This is a genomic window from Pedobacter gandavensis (assembly GCF_014172405.1).
GTDB classification, from domain to species: Bacteria; Bacteroidota; Bacteroidia; order Sphingobacteriales; family Sphingobacteriaceae; genus Pedobacter; species Pedobacter gandavensis.
The window spans coordinates 838,119-857,073 of sequence record NZ_WNXC01000001.1 but is presented as its reverse complement, the minus strand read 5'-3'; the positions used below and the strand labels follow the sequence as shown (position 1 = coordinate 857,073).

General features: G+C 39.4%; 18 protein-coding genes and 1 tRNA gene. 6 read left to right on the top strand and 13 right to left on the bottom strand.

All coding sequences use genetic code 11. From position 1 onward, the window contains the following. Nucleotides 1-36 precede the first annotated feature (36 nt). Complete coding sequence (locus GM920_RS03365; RefSeq protein WP_182953403.1) at nt 37-1,611, top strand: glycoside hydrolase family 28 protein; 1,575 nt, start codon at nt 37-39, stop codon at nt 1,609-1,611. A 280-nt stretch (nt 1,612-1,891) separates the two neighbouring features. Here GM920_RS03365 and GM920_RS03360 read toward each other — a convergent pair whose 3' ends face one another. The 7 genes from GM920_RS03360 to GM920_RS03330 all read right to left on the bottom strand — a co-directional run bounded on the left by GM920_RS03360 (nt 1,892) and on the right by GM920_RS03330 (nt 8,524). Beyond that, entirely contained in the window at nt 1,892-2,326 is a 435-nt protein-coding gene (locus GM920_RS03360; protein WP_182953401.1) for a c-type cytochrome, read from the bottom strand. Between the two features lie 5 nt (nt 2,327-2,331). Continuing rightward, the gene (locus tag GM920_RS03355; protein ID WP_182953400.1) at nt 2,332-3,630 is read right to left on the bottom strand and encodes a PQQ-dependent sugar dehydrogenase; all 1,299 of its coding nucleotides are present in this window, start codon (nt 3,628-3,630) and stop codon (nt 2,332-2,334) included. 238 nt (nt 3,631-3,868) lie between these two features. Next, entirely contained in the window at nt 3,869-4,075 is a 207-nt protein-coding gene (locus GM920_RS23965) for an Arm DNA-binding domain-containing protein (protein ID WP_182953398.1), read from the bottom strand. Between the two features lie 139 nt (nt 4,076-4,214). After that, nucleotides 4,215-4,287: transfer RNA gene (locus tag GM920_RS03345), tRNA-Lys, on the bottom strand. A 217-nt stretch (nt 4,288-4,504) separates the two neighbouring features. Next, entirely contained in the window at nt 4,505-6,088 is a 1,584-nt protein-coding gene (locus GM920_RS03340) for an MFS transporter (protein WP_182953396.1), read from the bottom strand. A 2-nt stretch (nt 6,089-6,090) separates the two neighbouring features. Beyond that, nucleotides 6,091-7,143: an HlyD family secretion protein gene (locus GM920_RS03335; protein WP_182953395.1), complete on the bottom strand. Its 1,053-nt coding sequence runs from the start codon at nt 7,141-7,143 to the stop codon at nt 6,091-6,093. Nucleotides 7,144-7,162: 19 nt separating this feature from the next. Next, entirely contained in the window at nt 7,163-8,524 is a 1,362-nt protein-coding gene (locus GM920_RS03330; protein WP_182953393.1) for a TolC family protein, read from the bottom strand. An 83-nt stretch (nt 8,525-8,607) separates the two neighbouring features. On the opposite strand from GM920_RS03330, the gene GM920_RS03325 reads away from it, so the two are divergent. After that, on the top strand, nt 8,608-9,435 hold the full coding sequence (locus tag GM920_RS03325; RefSeq protein WP_182953391.1) for an AraC family transcriptional regulator: 828 nt from the start codon (nt 8,608-8,610) through the stop codon (nt 9,433-9,435). Between the two features lie 75 nt (nt 9,436-9,510). Continuing rightward, nucleotides 9,511-11,010 (top strand): acetyl-CoA hydrolase/transferase family protein, encoded by a 1,500-nt coding sequence (locus GM920_RS03320; RefSeq protein WP_182953389.1) that lies wholly within the window; start codon nt 9,511-9,513, stop codon nt 11,008-11,010. Here GM920_RS03320 and GM920_RS03315 read toward each other — a convergent pair. Both GM920_RS03315 and GM920_RS03310 read right to left on the bottom strand, forming a co-directional pair. Further along, on the bottom strand, nt 11,007-12,911 hold the full coding sequence (locus tag GM920_RS03315) for an AAA domain-containing protein (RefSeq protein WP_182953387.1): 1,905 nt from the start codon (nt 12,909-12,911) through the stop codon (nt 11,007-11,009). The two genes, GM920_RS03320 and GM920_RS03315, sit on opposite strands and share 4 nt — an antisense overlap. A 12-nt stretch (nt 12,912-12,923) precedes the next feature. Next, nucleotides 12,924-13,424, bottom strand: a complete 501-nt coding sequence (locus GM920_RS03310; RefSeq protein ID WP_182953385.1) for a GNAT family N-acetyltransferase — start codon at nt 13,422-13,424, stop codon at nt 12,924-12,926. A 180-nt stretch (nt 13,425-13,604) separates the two neighbouring features. On the opposite strand from GM920_RS03310, the gene msrA reads away from it, so the two are divergent. Further along, the gene (gene msrA, locus GM920_RS03305; protein ID WP_182953384.1) at nt 13,605-14,096 is read left to right on the top strand and encodes a peptide-methionine (S)-S-oxide reductase MsrA; all 492 of its coding nucleotides are present in this window, start codon (nt 13,605-13,607) and stop codon (nt 14,094-14,096) included. Here msrA and GM920_RS03300 read toward each other — a convergent pair. Beyond that, nucleotides 14,088-14,549, bottom strand: coding sequence for an RrF2 family transcriptional regulator (locus GM920_RS03300; RefSeq protein WP_182953382.1), 462 nt, complete (start codon nt 14,547-14,549; stop codon nt 14,088-14,090). The genes msrA and GM920_RS03300 overlap by 9 nt on opposite strands. A 10-nt stretch (nt 14,550-14,559) precedes the next feature. Continuing rightward, nucleotides 14,560-15,786 (bottom strand): NO-inducible flavohemoprotein, encoded by a 1,227-nt coding sequence (hmpA, locus tag GM920_RS03295; RefSeq protein WP_182953380.1) that lies wholly within the window; start codon nt 15,784-15,786, stop codon nt 14,560-14,562. A gap of 250 nt (nt 15,787-16,036) precedes the next feature. Between hmpA and GM920_RS03290 the strand changes: the two genes are divergently transcribed. Further along, nucleotides 16,037-16,465: a VOC family protein gene (locus GM920_RS03290; RefSeq protein WP_182953378.1), complete on the top strand. Its 429-nt coding sequence runs from the start codon at nt 16,037-16,039 to the stop codon at nt 16,463-16,465. A gap of 94 nt (nt 16,466-16,559) precedes the next feature. Here GM920_RS03290 and GM920_RS03285 read toward each other — a convergent pair whose 3' ends face one another. Both GM920_RS03285 and GM920_RS03280 read right to left on the bottom strand, forming a co-directional pair. Continuing rightward, the gene (locus tag GM920_RS03285; RefSeq protein ID WP_182953377.1) at nt 16,560-17,030 is read right to left on the bottom strand and encodes a hypothetical protein; all 471 of its coding nucleotides are present in this window, start codon (nt 17,028-17,030) and stop codon (nt 16,560-16,562) included. A gap of 70 nt (nt 17,031-17,100) precedes the next feature. Beyond that, nucleotides 17,101-17,958 (bottom strand): TlpA family protein disulfide reductase, encoded by an 858-nt coding sequence (locus GM920_RS03280; protein WP_182953375.1) that lies wholly within the window; start codon nt 17,956-17,958, stop codon nt 17,101-17,103. A gap of 135 nt (nt 17,959-18,093) precedes the next feature. On the opposite strand from GM920_RS03280, the gene GM920_RS03275 reads away from it, so the two are divergent. After that, the gene (locus GM920_RS03275; protein WP_182953373.1) at nt 18,094-18,954 is read left to right on the top strand and encodes an NAD(P)-dependent oxidoreductase; all 861 of its coding nucleotides are present in this window, start codon (nt 18,094-18,096) and stop codon (nt 18,952-18,954) included. The last annotated feature ends 1 nt before the right edge of the window (nt 18,955 follow it).

Genomic DNA, 18,955 nt, shown 5'->3' with positions numbered 1-18,955 from the left:
AATCGGTTTAATACTTTTCTTTTAAAGGTAAATTTTATGAAAAAATTAAGTGCATTACTGTTTTTCCTATTCATTCTGAACCATGCAGAGGCAGTAGATTTTGACATCACAAAATATGGCGCAATTGGTGATGGGACTACTTTAAACTCGCAAGCTATCCAAAAAGCTATTGATGCTTGTCATAAAAATGGAGGTGGTAGGGTAATCATCCCTGCGGGTAAATTCTTATCCGGTACCATAGCCATGAAAGATAACGTTATCCTCTATTTAAAGAAAGATGGTGTTTTATTGGGTAGCATAGATTTAAAAGATTATCAAAATTTAGATCCATTTACTGAAGGTTTAGGGATAGATGTTGGTTGGGCCTTACTGGTTGCTGTTGATGCAAAAAATATAGGCATTGAAGGTGAAGGGACAATAGACGGACAAGGTTCTGCAATAAAAGCAAAACACATATTAACAGATACTCGCCCAGAAGGACAAAGATGGGGATTAAGACCATTTTTAGTACGAATTGTAAGGTGTACAGGTGTAACTATAAAAGGAGTGACTTTAAAATATGCAGGTGCCTGGACCTCACATTATTTTCAAAGTAAACAGATTGTAATTGAAAATGTAAAAATTCAAAGTGTAGGCGTTGCACATAATGATGGGATTGGAATTGACGGATGCCAACAAGTACGCATTAAAGATTGTGATGTGGTAAGTGGAGATGATGCATTGGTATTTAAAACTACATCAATTAAAATGGCTTGTAAAGATATTGAAGTATCTGGTTTAAGGTTAAAAAGTAGTCAAGCCGGTATAAAAATGGGTACAGAGTCTATGGCACCCTTTGAAAATATTAAGATTACCAATTGCCATATTTATGATACCAAAAACGGAGGTATTAAATTGTTAACCGTTGATGGTGCTGACCTCAGAAATATACTTATTTCAGATATAACAATGGATGAAGTACGTACACCTATGTTGTTTAGGTTAGGTTCAAGATTAAGTGTTTTTCGTAAGGATACAGAAACCAAACAAGCCACAGGAACTTTTGAAAATGTAGTGATTAGAAACGTGAAAGCCAAAGCCGCTGATGCAGCACAATTAACCCCACCATCTGGTGTGTTAATTACAGGTGTACCTGGCCATGATATTACCAATTTAACCTTAGAAAATATAGAAATCACCCTTGCTGGAGGAGGTAATAAAGCAGACGCAGGTGTGGTAGTTCCTGAAGCAATAGATCAATATCCAGAAGTTAAAACCTTTGGTCCAAAAATACCAGCTTATGGAGTTTGGGCTCGTCATGTAAAAGGCCTTAAATTGATTAATGTGAAATTTAATTTAGGCAGTAATGATGTACGCCCTGCTTTAGTTTGTGAAGATGGTAAAGATATTACCATTAGCAATTGGAATTTACCAGAAACAAAGGGTGCTGAAGCAATTATCCGCCTGGAAAATGTAATTGGAGCTAATGTTAATGCTATCGCTGTAAAGGCTGAGGCACAAGCTTTAGTAAGCGTTGAAGGTGCCCATAGTAAAAGTATTATTGTTGACAAGAATAATGCTCCCTCCATTAAAAAACAATTAGCGTTTGCAAGTGACGCTAAATCAAATTAACTAAAAATAAAAAAAGTAATATGATCAAATCTCTTTAGAACAGGATACATGGGGGGTGGTGGAAGCACAGCAATGCCAGAGGTAAAAATAACATTGAACTATGCAAGAGCTGTATATTTTGTTGTTGGGCTAACATTTAAAGTGGTTCTAATGACACTTTAAGATACACAAAAGGAGTAGAAAACGTTAGTTTTTCTACTCCTTTTGTGACCTCTAAAACCTAAAGGGCTTTTTCAGTGCCTTCCTTTCCAGGGCAGCCTTTTTTAGTTATTTCCGAGATTTATTTAGTCTTCGAAGCCCTAATCACTTTAACTTGAGCAGGACTAATTATACTTGCCTTATTCCCGAAATTGTTACGGATATAACTTAACACATCTGCTACTTCTTGATCGCTTAGATGGCTTAGTCCGGGCATAGGGTTTGCGTAAGTTTCGCCATCAATTTCAATTTCTTTATCCAGGCCTTTTAATATTATATTGATCAATCTTTTTTGGTCGCCTAAAACATAATCGGTTTTAATTAATGGTGGGTTTAAACCCATTACTCCGCCACCATCAGCCTGATGGCAAACTACACAATGTTTGGCATACAATATCTTTCCTTTTGCCAATTGGTTTGTAGGGGTTTTAGCTACTATATCCTTTTTTTTGATTTGTGCCTTTGAATTTGATAAAAATCCAATTATTAAAATGGCAGCACATATTATTTTCTTCATTTAATTTATTTATTAATATTATATCCAATTCTATAAACAGTTCCTTTAACATCATCTGTAACATATAATGAGCCATCTGGTCCTTGGGCTAAACCACAAGGTCTATGTAATGCCTCTCTTGGCGCCATTACCTCATTTAAACCAGAGAAACCATCAGCAAATACTTCCCATTCGCCAGCGGGTTTTCCATCTTTAAATGGAACAAAAGCAACAAAATAACCAGCCTGTTTTTCTGGTGCTCTATTCCATGAGCCATGAAAAGCAACAAATGCACCTTGTTTATATCTTTCAGGAAACATATTACCTGTATAAAATAATAAGGCATTTGGTGCCATGTGTGCTGGAAATGCCACTATAGGATTGATGAACTCTTTACTGCCTTCTTTTTTTCCATCTCCGCCATATTCTGGGGCAAGGATATTTTTATGCTGATAAGTATCATAATAAACATACGGCCAACCTGCATTATCTCCTTTTTTAATCATATACATAGCTTCAGCCGGAATTTCGGCAGATTGTTTTGTGTTAAAAAGCTTGGGCCATGAAGAGTTTAAATTGTCTCGACCATGTTGCATTACATAAAGTGTGTTGTTTTGTGTATTCCAATCTAAGCCCATTACGTTTCTAATTCCTGTAGCATATCTTAAGCCGTCAGCATAAGATTGATTTAGCTTATTAGCCTTAAATTGCCATATTCCGCCGGCCGAATCTAAAATGGGACAACCAACTTTGCCTTTAGACTCCAATCCTCTATCATTTTCTTGACAAGAATTAGTAGGGGCACCAATGTTTACATAGATGTTATCTTCATTATCTAATAAAATAGATTTGGTTTGATGTTGCCTGCGAGCTAATAATCCAGTAATGATTTTCTCTGGGTTTGCAGGATCAATTACTTGTTCGTTTTCATCTAATTTATAACGAAATACTTCTTTATCGGATGAGGCATATAGATAGCCATTCTTAATGGTAACACCTGTTCCACCGTAATTGCAAAATGCAGTTTGAACTTCATATTTTCCATCTTTATCCTTATCCTGAAGAAACAAAATACCTTTTCCATCTACTACTTTCATTAGTTTAATATATATGCTACCATCTTTGGTAATCACTATATGGCGTGCTTTACCCAAATTGTCTGCAACTTTATTTGCTCCAAAACCAACTGGCAACTTTAGTCCAGCGTTATCGGCATCGGGTTTAAATGGAGTAACATCATTCTTATGTTTGTTCATAAAGGAGAATGATATGCCTACAATTACAAGGCAGGCAATAAACAGTGGTATAATTGTTTTTTTTCTCATTTTGTTATTGAATTATTTATGAAGTTTTATTTTTTTTTTTAATACTTTCCGTAAAAACATCTCGTTTCGAAACATATAAAATATTAAGCTATAATTACCTGGTTGTTTTGTTCCCATAAACTAGTGGTGTAAAACAAGGAAATGGTAAAGAGAATAATTTTTGAATTCATGTGTTTTTTTTGTGATATGAAATAAGCAAATCAAAGGAGTATTTGAATAGCCTTTATTATCCAGTTACTCAATTATGTTGGCAAGTTGAAATAAAAAAGCTCATAGGTTGTTCTTCTTTTGTTCCGATTAATCGGCTGGATCTTTTACTCCAAGGACTTGGGTTACAATCCCTACTGGTCGCAATTTCTGCACGTTTACCGCCTACCGTAATTTTCATGTAAATAGGGGTGTTGCCACTGATGTCGTTCTTTTGCTTTTTCAGATAGAAAAGCAAGCTAAAGAACGCCTACAAGTTGTTCAGTTTGTAACTAGCTGTTCAGTAGTTGAATATGTGCTATTTGAGAATTGGTGTAGGTTTTGGTTTTTCCTAAAAGGAAAAAGCCCTCTAATCATATGATTAGAGGGCTTTTTTGTGATCCCGCTGGGATTCGAACCCAGGACCACTACATTAAAAGTGTAATGCTCTACCAGCTGAGCTACGGAATCATTTATGTTCCCTTGTTTCGGGAGTGCAAAGGTAGAAAAATAATATTAAGTTGCTAATTAATTTTAAAAAAAGTTGTGTTAATTTTTAGCTGATTCTTATATCATTTTGTATAAAATTGCGTATCGGTTTAATAATCAAATATTTCTGACGACTTCAGTACTAACGTTATTGTGATGTTTTTGTTCAGGTTTAATGGAGAAATAATGATAAGCCACATCAACTACCCCATATCTTATTTTTAAAGATGTCAAAGGATTGCCTCAAGTGACGATTAAAAATCAATAAAACCACTAAAACAACCAATCCTAGCCCAATTGCGGTAAAAATCTCCATATTAGAAAGCAAGGTTCCTTGTTTCCTCAGGTTACTGGTAATTTGTTGCATGGCTAGCTTAGCAGACTCATCTAAGCTAAAACCTTTACTTTGAAATTTTTGAATGTAACCGTTTACCTGCTCCTGGATCTCTGGTCGCTCCGCAACGATTGTTTCACTGAATTTGCTATAATGTTTTTGTTCTAAAAATACCTGTGCATTTTGCATCAGGCAAAAACCGATCGTGCTGCCCCAGAATCTACCAGTTACGCCAACAGTACCTGAAAAGGGGGCAAGCTGAGCTGGAACTGCAGAAACTGTAAAAAGCACCAGAGGAACGAACAATATGCCTACCGCGATTCCTTGAAGTAGGTATGGTATCATGATATCCTGCAAAGTCACATCAGGAACAAAAAGAAAAGTAAACCATAAATGGTAAATCGCCATCAGACTAAATCCGAGAATAAAAATATACCTTGTTGCCACCGCACGGGAAAGTAGGATAGCTGCAATAAAAATCCCAATGAGATCACCCAAAGCATTGATGTATTGAATGTTTGCGACTCTTACAGGTTCCCAATTCCAGACTTTACTCATCGTGGTGTGACAAATATTTAAACTTGCTCTGGAAATATAAAAAAGCACAAATAATACTAAGCCTGTGCGCAAGTTTGCATAACGGAAAACTTTCAAATCGAAACATGGGCGCTTTACCAAGAGTTGCCTCACCAGGAACAGGCCGGAACTGACCGCTGTAAGGGCTGAAGCAAGAACAATCTGAGAAGACTGGAACCAGTATTTCTTTTCTCCATAAACCAATACAAATGCGCCGCAAAGAATGGCGGTATGCACCAGTACAAAACTTGCCCAATCAACTTGATAAAGTGGTGTTTTTTTATGAAAACGATGTCCATTGAAAGTGATCAATACCAAGGCTACGCACAGAAATTGAAAAAATGCAGAGCCATAAGCCATATATTTCCAATCGTAATTTTCTAACAGCCAGACCACAATATTCATGATAAAAGGGGAGGCGATGAGCAATGTCCCATAAGTGAGTGAAAAGACTACAATGGTGGCATTTTTAGATTTAAACCTGCTGAGAAGTAAAAGTCTTAAAGGAATCCAGGGCAAAGCCATTAACACACCTTCCACCATTCTTAAAATGATAAATAAGACGTAATCATGGGTATAAGCTGAAATGATGAAAGTAACTGCGGCAAGAAAATAGATGGCGATGAAGTAATTTCGGGTAGGAAAGAACTTAAAGATTCTACTTTCAATCAGTATGGTGGCTAAAAAAGTACCATAGGTGATGCTCATCGCATATTGTAAATCCTCGACTTCCACATCCAGAAAACTTGCTGAATAAGTGGTATTGGAAGTGTACAATCCCAGGAGCACCATGGAATGCAGCATACAAAAGATCAGTACAGCTTTTACGGCCCAATCGGGCACCCAAGGCTTAAATACAGTTTGACTGGCCATTGTTATTTCTGATGATTAGCAACAACAATCACGTTCATTCCTGCGCGTAAAAATTCAGTTTCTTTTTCAGGATCTGATAACTTAATACGCACAGGAATGCGTTGTTCAATTTTGACAAAATTCCCTGTTGCATTGTCCGGCGGAAGCATAGAAAATCTTGCGCCACTTGCCGGAGAGAAGGACTCTACGACCCCGTTAAACACCTGGTCGCCGCTAGCATCTGCTTTAAAAGTAACGCGCTGGCCGATTACAATTCTTCCTACCTGCGTTTCCTTGTAATTTGCCGTAATCCATTTCTCCTGGCTCACCACAGAAACCAGTGTTTGTCCTTCTTTGACCAATTGGCCAGGTTGAATGGTTTTCTTACCCACCCAACCATCGTAGGGAGCGGTTAAGATGGTATAAGAAAGGTACAGTGCCGCGTTGTCAACTGCTGCTTTCTTCCCACTAATCACGGTTTTTGCCACTGGAACGCGGGAAGAAGCCTCCGAAGTACTCAAGGCTGTGGATTGTAAAGCATGTGAGATTTCTTCATAATGCGCTTTAGCGGAATCGTAATTTGACTTCATGGTTTCCAGCTGCTGTTTGGTTGCCGCATCCTCTTTCAATAGGGCTAGATATCGCTTATATTCTTCTTCCGCTTTCCATACTTGTGATTTAGCCGCATCCAGTTGAGACTGCTGAACCGCGGTATTACTTTTGGTAGTCGCCACGTTTCTTTGCAACACGCCAACACTCTCTTTTGCATTTTCAATTTCTGATAATGCCAGGTCTAAATGGGACTTATATTCTCTGTTGTCGATGATAATAAGGGTATCACCTTTATGTACAAATTGGTTTTCTTTGTATTTGACGTCCTGGACATAACCAGTGATACGTGTCACCACTGGGGTCACATATTGATCAATCTGTGCATCATTGGTTTCCTCATTGTTGTTGTAAAATATGAAAAACCAGACGCCCATAATCAAACCTCCTGCGGCAATTAAGCTGGCTAGAATTGTAAATAACGTGTGGAAGGGGCCGTGTACTGCAGGCGCTTTAGTAGTATTCATTGTAATTTATTGGGCTGATTTATAATTGTCCTGCTGCGTAACGCAATTCGTAATGTTTCATTAAAGCGTCAATCTGGGTGGATACCACATTGTATTTGGCCTGGAGTAGTGCATTGTCGGCATCCAGCATATCGGTAACCAAAGCCAGTTGATTCAGGTATTTTAATTTGATGATCCTGTAGTTTTCTGTCGCTTGTTTCTTCGCCTTTTCCGTTACCGGTAGCTGATCCATGATTTCTTGATACTTTGTATACTGCTTAAATACCTCATTACTAATCTGGTTCTTAAGAATTTCAGTATTCGCTTTTTCTTCTTCAATCCTTTTCTCTGCCAACTTCACTTTACTTCTGTTCTTGTACAAATTGGACAGGCTGAAATTAGCTTCTATACCAACTTTACCTAAAGTGTAGCCATTTTTGTTGGGGGGAAAGAACATGTAGTTGGGATAATTGTATCCATAAGAACCGAATAATGCTAGTTTTGGATAGTAACTACTTTTCGCAAGACGCTGTTCAGTCTGGCTGATGGCCTCCTGTTTTTTCGCAATACCCATGTCTTCCTTTTGAAAACCTGACTGCAGGTAATAAGGATAGGGCTGAAGCCTCAATGTATTATTGATTAGGGAATTAGTATCAAGGGTTAAGACATCTTCTTCAGGTAACTCCAATAATGTTTGTAAGTTATGTAAACCAATAGCGATGTTTCTTTTGTTCGATAAAAGGCGTAACTGCATGTCTGATAATTGCAGTTCTGCCCTCAATACCTCATTGCCCGTCACTGTTCCATGCGCTTTAAAGGCACGAACTTCTTTTAAACGATCTTCTTCTTCCTTGATGTTTTCCAGGATGAGCTTCTGAAGTTCCATAAGCTTAAACACACCTAAATAGGTAGCTACCACCTCAATTTGAATGTCGTTTACGGTTTTCTGGACTTTTAATGCACTGATTTCCTCTTCCTGTTTGGCTTTTTTGATACTGTACTTAATTTGTCCGCCATTATAAATGGGCATTCTAGCAGAGGACGTTACATCAGCCCATTCAGGAATCGTAGAAGTGACTACTTTATCACTCAAGCCATGGTTGTACTCGGTAAGGTCTGTGATTCTTGCATAAGATGCATGGAAATCCACGTCGGGAAGCCTCATTTCTTTCTTTTCTTTCCATTCTTCTTCTGAAATTTCCTGCTGTACTCTGGATTTATGAACCTCTTTATTGTGTTCTGCAGCCAGACTCAAGGCTTGGGGTAAACTTAAAGACTGTTGCTGTTGTGCTTGAACAGGGAGCATCATCGTCCCGGTTAATAGTAATGTGCCAAGAATAATTCTCTGTTGATTTCTTAAGGCACTTAATGATTCCCTTGCAATAAGGGGGAGCTTTTTCATTGTGTAGAATTTTCATTACAAAGTTGCAATGATTTCAGTTGGCTTGATTATCTTTGTTGGTCAAATGTTTATTCATTTCCGCCATGGCTAATATTCATAAAGATTACTACCTAACTGAGGTTGATAAAAACCCGAATACCATCTATTGTATGCATGACCTCATGGGTGAACAGGATATTTCTGCCCATCAGCATGAGAAAGGACAATTTCTATATACAGAAGGTGGGGTGGTTCACGTGAGTACGGAACAAAAGACCTATTTTTTGCCTGCCAGACATTACATGTGGATTCCACCAGGCGTGGTTCATAGTATCCACCCGAGTTCTGCTGATGTGACCATGAGAAACCTTTATTTCCCTGTGGAGGCTAATGAAAACCCTTTCTATGCGCAGAAAGGAATTTATCCGGTTAATGATTTATTGTTGCAAATGATCATTTTCAGCAACCGCTGGAGTGGAGATATCGACCAGACCGAACAAAGCTCTTATCGCTTTGCATTGGCATTAAAAGCAATTTTACCAGAGGTGAGCTTATATAAGTTACCACTGGCATTGCCTTACGCGAAAGATAAGCGACTGGCATCAGTGATTAAATATATGGGAGAAAATCTATCAGAAGCCATCGTTTTCCCCGCCATGGCCAGCCAATTTGGCCTCAGCGAAAGAAGCCTTTCCCGTCTTTTTCAGGGTGATGTTGGCATGTCGTTTATCCAGTACCTCACCATACAAAGAATGATGTTGGCGGTGCAACTGCTATTAGAGGATAAAATGTCAGTGAAAGAAGTTGCATCCATGGTCGGCTATAATAGCATTCCGACTTTTAGCACTACATTTTACAAAACCTTGGGCGTTAGGCCATCGGAATACGTGAAGATGAAAGGGGCATTGGGCTTAGATGTTATGCTGGCATAATAAGATATGCAATTGGCCGGAAAGGATACCATTCCGCTGATTATTGCAGATAGATTTGTGTTCTAAACCAAATGTATGTACGCAGATAGAATACTGAGGGAGGAATTAATTTCCAGAATAATGACCTCAGAAGAAGCCGCACAGCTCTTTAAAGATAAGATGGTCGTGGCCTCTAGTGGCTTCACTAAGGCCGGCGATAGTAAAGCTGTATTAGCTGCTCTGGCAGAACGAGCAAAGACTGAACCACTTAAAATCACATTAATGACAGGCGCTTCTCTGGGGCATGGTACCGATGGTGCTTTGGCCGAAGCAGATGCCCTTTCTTTACGACTTCCCTTTCAGGTAGATCCTATTTTGCGAAAGGCCATTAATAAAGGAGAGGTCTTGTTTATAGACCAGCATTTGGGAGAAACAGTGACGCTTTTAAAATCAAACCACTTTCCTAAAATCAACATTGCAGTGCTGGAAGCCTCAAGGATTGAAGCAGATGGAAGTATCATACCGACCACATCTGTAGGTAATTCTGCTTCCTTTGCTGCACTAGCAGATCAGGTAATTATTGAACTAAACCTAGCCGTACCTTTATCAGTTTGTGGGATTCATGATATATTTTCTGCGGGTGAATATCCGAACCGCTGCGAGATTCCAATTGTATCAGTTGATGATCGTGTAGGGCGAAACTCCATCTATATCAACCCTAAAAAGATTGTAGGTGTGGTAATCACGAATAAGACGGATAGTCCGGCAGAAATTGCTGCTCCAGATGCGTCCACTTCAGCAATCGCCAGGCATTTGGTCAGGTTCTTTTCAGCAGAGGTAGAACAAGGTAATCTGACTAAATCATTACTTCCTTTGCAAGCAGGTATTGGCAAGGTAGCCAATGCAGTACTTCATGGATTTATGGATGGTGATTTTGAAAACCTGATCATGTATTCAGAAGTTTTACAAGACAGTACATTCGATCTATTAGACTCTGGAAAGATGACTTTTGCATCCGGTTCATCCATCACAGTCTCTGAAGAATATTATCTTAAGATATTCCATGATTTTGAAAAATATAAAGATAAAATAGTCTTACGTCCACAAGAAATCAGCAATGCCGGAGAAGTGATTCGTCGTCTCGGAATTATAGCCATCAATACGGCGTTAGAATGTGACATCTATGGTAATGTAAACTCCACACATGTGGCTGGAACAAATATGATGAACGGAATAGGGGGTTCAGGCGATTTCGCCCGTAATGCTTATTTAAGTGTTTTTGTAACACAATCTTCTGCAAAAGGAGATGCCATCTCACGGATTGTTCCGATGGTTTCCCATGTTGACCATACGGAGCATGACGTGGATGTGATCGTTACGGAGCAAGGCTTGGCTGACTTACGGGGTTTAGCACCTAGACAACGCGCTAAAGTGATCATAGAAAACTGTGCACACCCGGATTACAAAGCAGAATTACTAGATTATTATGAGAGAGCCTGTGTGCGAGGTGGACAAACGCCTCATCTTTTAGAAGAGGCGTTTTCCTGGTATGGCCGATTGCGTGAAAATGGTACCATGAAGAAGTTTGCAGATTAAAGATCTGCAAACTCCCATGCGCTTTGATAAGCGTTGATTTCTTCTGCATAGCTGATGAAATCGGAGTAGAATGGAAGGCGGGATAAAGTTGCACTGTCGCCAATGACCACGAGTTTTTTCCTGGCTCTGGTCATGGCTACATTCATCCTTCGGATGTCCGAAAGGAAACCAATACTGCCTTCATTATTGCTCCTGGTCATGCTAATATAAACGATGTCGCGTTCCTGTCCCTGGAAACTATCAATGGTATTTACCGAAATTTTAGCGGCATAAGCCATAAGTTCCGGGGAATGTAATATCAATTCCTTCATCAATAAAACCTGCTGTTTATAAGGAGAGATCACTGCGATGGTAGGGAAATTATCTGCGGTATAATGATGGCCGGCTGTGTTTACGAGTTGTGTAAGGTGTTTGAATAGGAATGCCGCTTCTTCTGGATTGGTACTACTGGTCCCTTCATATTTCTCTTCAAAACCACAACCAGCTGTATCCACGAATGCCAATGGCGCATCTTCTGAAAACAACACATGTTTCGCAACAGAATCGTGGGCTTTCAATTTATGCTCATAAAATACTTTTGAAGAATAACTCATGATGGCCTCATTCATGCGGTATTGCTCCTCTAGAAGCGTCACAGCTTCCGGGTGTATTTGCGTGGCTTTCTCTAATAAAGTCGTGCTAAGACCAGCTTTTGCAGCTTCATTAGACTTTATCGTTGGGGACAGCTGACAATGATCTCCTGCAAAGATAACTTTCTGTGCTTTAAGAATCGGAATCCAGCAGGCAGGCTCTAAAGCCTGACCAGCTTCATCAATGACCACCGTGTGGAATTTTACTCCGCGAATGGTGTAATGGTTGGCGCCAACAAGTGTAGCGGTTACCACCTGCGCTTTACTGAGCAGATCATCAATCATGTATTGCTCCGTATTGCCCACTTCTTTCATGAGCTTATGTGCTTCATCAAACAAAGCTTTACGTTGCTCTTTCTCCGCACGTCCGAAATTTCGCTTGTACTTATGGGCCATGTTTTTATATTCATTGGCCTGTTTCTTTAATGCACGGATTTGCTTCATGCTGTCGTGTTCAGACAGTTTTCCATCGAGGGTTAAAGACTGTAGTCTTTCCGATACCCTGGCTGGATTTCCAATACGCAATACATTTAAACCTTCTTCGTCCAGCTTTTCTGTAAGTAGATCTACAGCTGTATTACTTGGTGCTACAACAAGGATTTGTTGATGATCTTGCTTGATTAATGCTTTAATCGCCTGTACCAGGGTGGTCGTTTTTCCAGTTCCCGGAGGGCCATGAACAATGGCCAGCTCTTGTGCTGCAAGGATTTTATCTACAGCCTGCTGTTGTACCCGGTTTAATTTTGGAATGGTGTAATGAGGAATTTCATTAGAAAAAGTTGGACTGGTCTGACCGGTTAAGATCTTAATCAGTCTGTTCCCTTCAGATTTTTCCAATGCTGTTGAGGCCTGTTTCAGCGCGTTTTGCATCTCATCGTAACTGTTGTTATCGAACAATACATCTATACCCAATTTGCCATCACGGGTCCAATCCGGTAGTTCATCCGTCTTTAGCGTGATTTTTAAACGGTTGCCGCTTTGATGAGTAATGGTGCCTTCTACACGATCTTTAGGATCATGATTAGAGAACAATACTGCCGATGCACCAAAACGAAGTTGGTGCGCAAGTTCTTGATGCGTAGTGCGTTCTATCTCTACCGTTAAATAATCACCACGGCTCATCTCTGAACCTCTGATGGCTATCGGATACCAGGATAATCCATTTGCTCTACGGCTGGCTACAGAAGAGGATTCTGTTAATTGTTGGTAAGACCTTAAGTCTTCTTCGCGTTCAATCTTTAATAACTCAAGGAGTTTTTTGAAATATTCCAAAAGGGATAGGGGTTATGCTAATTGTTTTTCCATGATATAATCTTCCATTAAGAAGCCATCGCCAATGTCGATATTCTCTTCGCCGACTTGTTCAAAGCCTATGTTTTTGTAAAAGAGAAATGCGGAATTATCACGGTTTACGTTTAAGGACAAAATCGTATTCTTATTGTCTTTGGCAATTTCTGAGATGGTTTTCATCAGAAGTTTACCGACACCTTTGCCTTGTGCCTCAGGAAGTAAATAGATTTTATGGATTTTTGTTTTTGGTAAGCCTTTGTAATTTAGCTCATAAGAGGCATAGCCTAAATCATTTGTTTCATCTTTCACCAATAAGAAATGATGGCCTTTTCCTGCCACCTGCTCTGTTAAGGCTGCTGTACTGTACATCATTTCCAGCATGTAGCTGATTTGTTGAGGGGACAAGATGGCGCCAAATGTGGCTGGCCATGTTTTATGGGCGATCTTCTGGATCACCGGGAAATCATTTGCTGTAGCGGTATAAATGTTAAGCATAGGTCTTAATGTGAGCTCTTTATGCTGAGCTCTGGGCGTTAAAAAAATAGGAAAGCCTATAAATGTATTTAGAAAGAGTTAGCTTAACAAGTAATCGTTCAAAAATGATAGAAGGTTAACAATGGCTGAATTGGGTAGCTGAAAAAAATGATACCTTTATACCATTAAAAAGAGAATGATATGAATACTGAAAAAGCCATTTTAGCAGGGGGTTGCTTTTGGGGAGTAGAAGAACTGTTTCGCCACCATCCAGGTGTGATTTCAACGGTAGTAGGGTACACCGGGGGCGATGTTCCCAATGCAACATACCGAAATCATGGAACACATGCGGAAGGAATTGAGATTGTATTTGACCCAACAGTATTAACGTACCGTGGCCTTCTGGAGTATTTCTTTCAGATTCACGACCCTACAACCAAAAACAGACAAGGAAACGATATTGGAACTTCTTACCGCTCTGCGATCTTCTTTGTAAATGAAGCGCAGCAGGAAACAGCCTTAGCTTTAATTGCAGAACTGGAAGCAACGGGTAAGTGGCCTGGAAAATTTGTAACGGAAGTTGTTCCGGAAACAGATTTTTGGAATGCAGAAGAAGATCATCAGGATTATTTGCAAAAGGTTCCTTATGGTTATACTTGCCACTTTGAACGTCCGGATTGGAAATTAGGTTAATTCTGTTTTTTGATCAGTGGGACCAGGGAATAGGGTTTGCAGCGTTTTGCTAAGGGCAGGTTTGCTGATATCATCCAGCGTGTATTGATCCAGGTATTGGTATAAGGCATTTTGCGCCCCATTCAAGATACCCTTCAGTCCGCAGTTTCCAGCAAGGATACAAAGCGGGCTTTCACAATTGATCAGTTCTTCATCTTGTTCCAACAGCCGAACGAGCTTTCCAATCCTATAGCTTTCCGCAGAATCGAAAAGGCGTAAACCGCCACCTCGGCCTCTTTGGGCATCAATAATGTTTTGATTAGAGAGAAACTGAACCACTTTAACCAGGTGATTTCTAGAGATTCCGAACTGGTCGGCCAGCTCAGTAATGGTCGTTGCCGGCAGGTGTGCTGGCTTGCGACTCATATACATCAGGATTCTCAATCCATAATCGGTAAATTGGTTCAGTTTCATCTTATAGCAATTAATTCATTTGAATCGTTTGTGGGCCAAACTCTTCAAAGAATAACTTTTTATGATCTATGCCTAAGGCGGATAGGTCTTTCATTGTTTTTTCGATAAAAGGCTTGGGTCCGCAAAGATAGTATTCTGCTTCCGGTATCAGGAGCATTTCGCTGATTTCAGCAACATCCATCCGTCCTGTGCGGGTATCTTTTGACAATGAATTTTCTTTTGATGCCAAATCTGTATTTTCATAGAACACGATATGCTCAAACCAATCGTGTTCGGATTGCCATGCGTTGATTTGTTCGCGGAAGGCATGAACACTTTCCGAGCGACAAGCGTGTGCCCATTTTACCTGGCGTTGTTGGTCTGATTTTGTGAGGAAATCCAAAATAGAAACAAATGGCGTTTGACCTACGCCACCACTTAAAAGAACCAGCGGTGTAGTCTGATTGATATTCAAGACAAAATCACCGGCAGGAGTGGTCGCTTCAATCACATCACCCTCCAGCAGTTGATCATGCAGGTAATTTGAGACTGTTCCACTTTCTTTTTGCTCGTTTCCAGGCTCTCTTTTTACCGAAATCCGGTAATACTCAGCACTTGGTGCAGAAGAGATGCTGTATTGACGAGGCTGATAAATGCCTAAAGCAGGCACAAATACCTTAATGCTTAAATATTGACCCGGTTGGTGCGCTGATACTTCAAGTCCATCTTCCGGACGCAGATAAAAGGAAGTGATCTCCTCAGATTCCTGTACTTTTTTATCGATGATGAACTTTCTCCAGCCAGTCCAGGCACCTTTTACAGCAGCCTTTTGCAGATATATTGACTTTTCAAGATTGATCATTAAGTCGGCCAGTTGACCATAAGCTTTAGCCCATGCGGTAATCAAATCAGCTGTTGCTGCATCACCAAGCACTTCTCCAATGGAAGCCAATAGGTGTTTTCCAACAATGTCATACTGCTCGGCTGTGATTTGTAAACTGGTATGTTTATCACCGATTCTTTGAAGTACAGGCAGGAGTACTCCTGGATTTTCAATGTTCTCCGCATAAGCAAGAACAGCAAGCGCCAATGCCGTTTGTTGTGTGCCATTTTGCTGATTCCCCATGTTGAAGGTATTCCTTAATTCCGGGTTATGTTGGAACATTCTTTTATAAAAATGTTGCGTTAACAATAGACCCTGTTCTCTTAAAATTGGGACTGTGGCTTTGATCAAGCCTATTTCTGTTGTACTAAGCATAGTGGTTTATTAAAGTTGTATCAAAAATACAACTTTAAATAGGAAGGCCTAAATTATACCAGATTTTCTTAGGAAATTACATTTTACTGATAATAGGGAAGGCTGAAATTCATGGGGCATTTACCCCCTATAAATTTCCCTTAAGCCACTCTTCAGCACCTTCAAAACACCTCAATTTGAATTGTAAAATTAACTGAATATATTTAGGTCTGCATTTCAATGCAGCGCACCAAACCTTAAAAACAAAACCATGGCTACTATTAATCCTTATTTAAACTTCCTGGGAAATACGGAAGAAGCATTCAATTTTTATAAATCTGTATTCGGCGGGGAGTTTGTCGTGTTTCAACGATTTAAAGACAGTCCACATGGCGATAATATGTCTGCAGAAGATAAAGAAAAGATCATGCATGTTGCATTGCCAATTGGTAATGGGAATGTACTTATGGGTACTGATGCACTTGACTCGATGGGACAGAAGCTGAATATCGGTGATAACTTTTCCATCAGTATCAGTGCAGATAGCGAAGCAGAAGCTGACCAACTGTTTGCAGCACTTTCACCAGGTGCGCATGTCGTAATGCCTTTAGAGAAAACTTTTTGGGGCGCTTATTTTGGAATGTTGACAGATAAATTTGGCATTCAATGGATGGTGAATTTTGATTACGACCAGAAGTAAGTATAATGTTCTATCCAGATCGCTAATTTAAAGATTAGCGATCTGGATATTGTTTTGGTCCTCAAAAATTTGACAAGGCCTCAGGGAAATCAGTTTAATTGTATTTTACAGGGCTACATTGAGCAAAGTTCTCCTTTGCTTTCATCGGGAACTTATAGTCCTTAATAAACACATTAAGTAATCTTTGAAATTCCTTTTCTTTTTCAGCCGCAATCATGTCCTTTGGAAAATTAAACAAGAAGTAGTCAATTTTACCACCAGGGTTAAAATAAATTCTGTTAAAACATCTTGTTGGTTTTTCCCAATTAAAGTCATTAGCCTTCAGGAAGACACCCAGGTCTTGTATCAATGCGCTATATGATTTTTGAAGTTCTGCTTGTTCCTGCGGAGTTTTAAAAACCGCTCGTTTTGGATCTGCATCAACCGCGCTTTTATATAAGCTATCTAAATGTTGAAATGATCTTCCACGAACTTCTGCCTCTTGAAAAGTCATCGCTTTTTGTCCATATGAGTTAAAAAACACAATCATGAGGACTAGAAGTGTTAAGAATTGTTTTGTTTTCATGTTGATGGTTATATTACGGTTGTTTTTAATACTCTTATCTTTCGGCTTAGCCATGTTCTTTAGGGAAATCCTATAAAGCAATTTCTTTTTCTAAATGCCTCTTGATCTGGTCAGCATCTTCCGATATAAATATGATTTTTCCTGTTTTGTTTATCAGAAAATGAGTGGGATAAGCAGCCACGTTTAGTTGTTTACGCATGTATGATTCTTGTGCAGGAATTGTTGCATAATCAAATTTTGTTTTACTTAAAAAACGCTGTAATTCCTTCTTGTCATTGATCGCAAGGCTGATGAAGAGGATATCTGTTCTGTTTTTATATTTTTTTACAAGTTTGTTTAATTCAGGCATTTCTGCTATGCAAGCTGTGCAAGTGGTAAACCAACACTTAAATAACACTATTTTTCCTTTGGTATTTTCTGAAGTATAAGTCTTTCCATTTACATCTGTGAAATTAAAAGCGGGTGCTTTTTTTCCTTTCATTTGAGAGAAAATAAGCTGTTTTTTTCCAAAATCACGCATATAACCAACAATTGCAGGATCGGCAGTAGCTGGTATCTTGTGAAGTTTATAGGCTAGCGATGAAGTAGCTGTGTAGACCTGCAAAGCAATGTATTTTCCAGTTTTTAACTGGTTTAAGAATTTAGTTTTACTGATTTTTTTGCCGGCCAAATCATAAGCTAAGAAATCCTCATTGAGCGTTACATTCTTATAATGGTAATCCCAAAAAGTTGGAAAATCTTTTAGGACCCTCTTTGCATCATATATCGGTTTACCTGCATTTGATAGGCTTGATACCGTAACCTCAGTTCTGGAAACCTTCGTAGCTGAGGGTTTTACCTGATTTACGTTTTTCTGCTGTGCCAGAACCTGATTGTTTAGCGTAATCAATAAAAAACTAAAGAGGATAAATGCGTTAGTAGTTTTCATATTAAACAAACTAAGTGTATAGTTGATCTAATCTAGTGTAAAAAAATGAATTTATACGCTAGTGATTATTAATTGTCTTTTTTCTCTTGTTGGGTAGCATTGCTTATTTTAGGCCATTGAATTAGAGCAAACCTCATGAGTAGATTAAAATTAGGCTGGATAGGTCTTGGAAATATGGGAACCCCAATGGTAAAGAACTTACTTAAAGCGGGTTTTGAAGTTGTCGTTTTTAACAGAACGAGACAAAAAGAAGAAGAATTAATCGCCAGTGGCGCTACAAGTGCAATAAATCCCCAATCTCTAATCGAGACTTGCGATATCGTATTCACGATGTTAGCGGATGATCAAGCCGTGAAAGCCGTCTATGAGGGGAATGAAGGCCTGCTGACAAAACCTTCGGAAGGTAAAATGATTATTGATATGAGTACGGTTTCCCCGGATACCTCCAGATATTTGTCAGGAGCTTGCCAAGCGAAAGGGATTGATTTTCTGGAAGCACCGGTATCAGGGAGTGTTAAGCCTGCACAAGATGGCACCTTGATTATCCTTGTTGGTGGAGCGGCTACAGCTTACGAAAAAGCAAAACCTGCTTTTGAAGCCTTAGGGAAATTGTCCGTTCATGTTGGAGGGGCAGGAGTAGGTAGTTCTGCCAAGCTGGCCATCAATTACCTATTGGGGCTGAACTTACAGGGGCTGGCTGAAACGGTATTATTTGCAGAAAAGAATGGCGTTAGCAAGAGTGATATGCTGACCATAATCAATGAAGGAGCTTGTGGTAATGGTATTACAAAACTTAAAACGCCATCCATTCTAAACGAGGAATATCCCGCAGCTTTTGCATTGAAACATTTGGTTAAAGACCTTAGACTGGCTAAAGAAGCCGGACTAGATGCGCCATTAATTAACCCGTTATTCCATAGCTTTCAGGAGGCACAACAAGAAGGTCTTGGAGATGAAGATGTCATGGCGGTAATCAAATCCTTGGCTAAGAGATAAT

Coding starts and splice junctions, on each gene's coding strand:
- GM920_RS03365 (WP_182953403.1), top strand. CDS start 37: ATGAAAAAATTAAGTGCATTACTGTTTTTCCTATTCATTCTGAACCAT.
- GM920_RS03360 (WP_182953401.1), bottom strand. CDS start 2,326: ATGAAGAAAATAATATGTGCTGCCATTTTAATAATTGGATTTTTATCA.
- GM920_RS03275 (WP_182953373.1), top strand. CDS start 18,094: ATGAGTAGATTAAAATTAGGCTGGATAGGTCTTGGAAATATGGGAACC.
- GM920_RS03300 (WP_182953382.1), bottom strand. CDS start 14,549: ATGAAACTGAACCAATTTACCGATTATGGATTGAGAATCCTGATGTAT.
- GM920_RS03280 (WP_182953375.1), bottom strand. CDS start 17,958: ATGAAAACTACTAACGCATTTATCCTCTTTAGTTTTTTATTGATTACG.
- GM920_RS03335 (WP_182953395.1), bottom strand. CDS start 7,143: ATGAATACTACTAAAGCGCCTGCAGTACACGGCCCCTTCCACACGTTA.
- GM920_RS03320 (WP_182953389.1), top strand. CDS start 9,511: ATGTACGCAGATAGAATACTGAGGGAGGAATTAATTTCCAGAATAATG.
- GM920_RS03310 (WP_182953385.1), bottom strand. CDS start 13,424: ATGCTTAACATTTATACCGCTACAGCAAATGATTTCCCGGTGATCCAG.
- GM920_RS03330 (WP_182953393.1), bottom strand. CDS start 8,524: ATGAAAAAGCTCCCCCTTATTGCAAGGGAATCATTAAGTGCCTTAAGA.
- msrA (WP_182953384.1), top strand. CDS start 13,605: ATGAATACTGAAAAAGCCATTTTAGCAGGGGGTTGCTTTTGGGGAGTA.
- GM920_RS03340 (WP_182953396.1), bottom strand. CDS start 6,088: ATGGCCAGTCAAACTGTATTTAAGCCTTGGGTGCCCGATTGGGCCGTA.
- GM920_RS03285 (WP_182953377.1), bottom strand. CDS start 17,030: ATGAAAACAAAACAATTCTTAACACTTCTAGTCCTCATGATTGTGTTT.
- hmpA (WP_182953380.1), bottom strand. CDS start 15,786: ATGCTTAGTACAACAGAAATAGGCTTGATCAAAGCCACAGTCCCAATT.
- GM920_RS03355 (WP_182953400.1), bottom strand. CDS start 3,630: ATGAGAAAAAAAACAATTATACCACTGTTTATTGCCTGCCTTGTAATT.
- GM920_RS03290 (WP_182953378.1), top strand. CDS start 16,037: ATGGCTACTATTAATCCTTATTTAAACTTCCTGGGAAATACGGAAGAA.
- GM920_RS03325 (WP_182953391.1), top strand. CDS start 8,608: ATGGCTAATATTCATAAAGATTACTACCTAACTGAGGTTGATAAAAAC.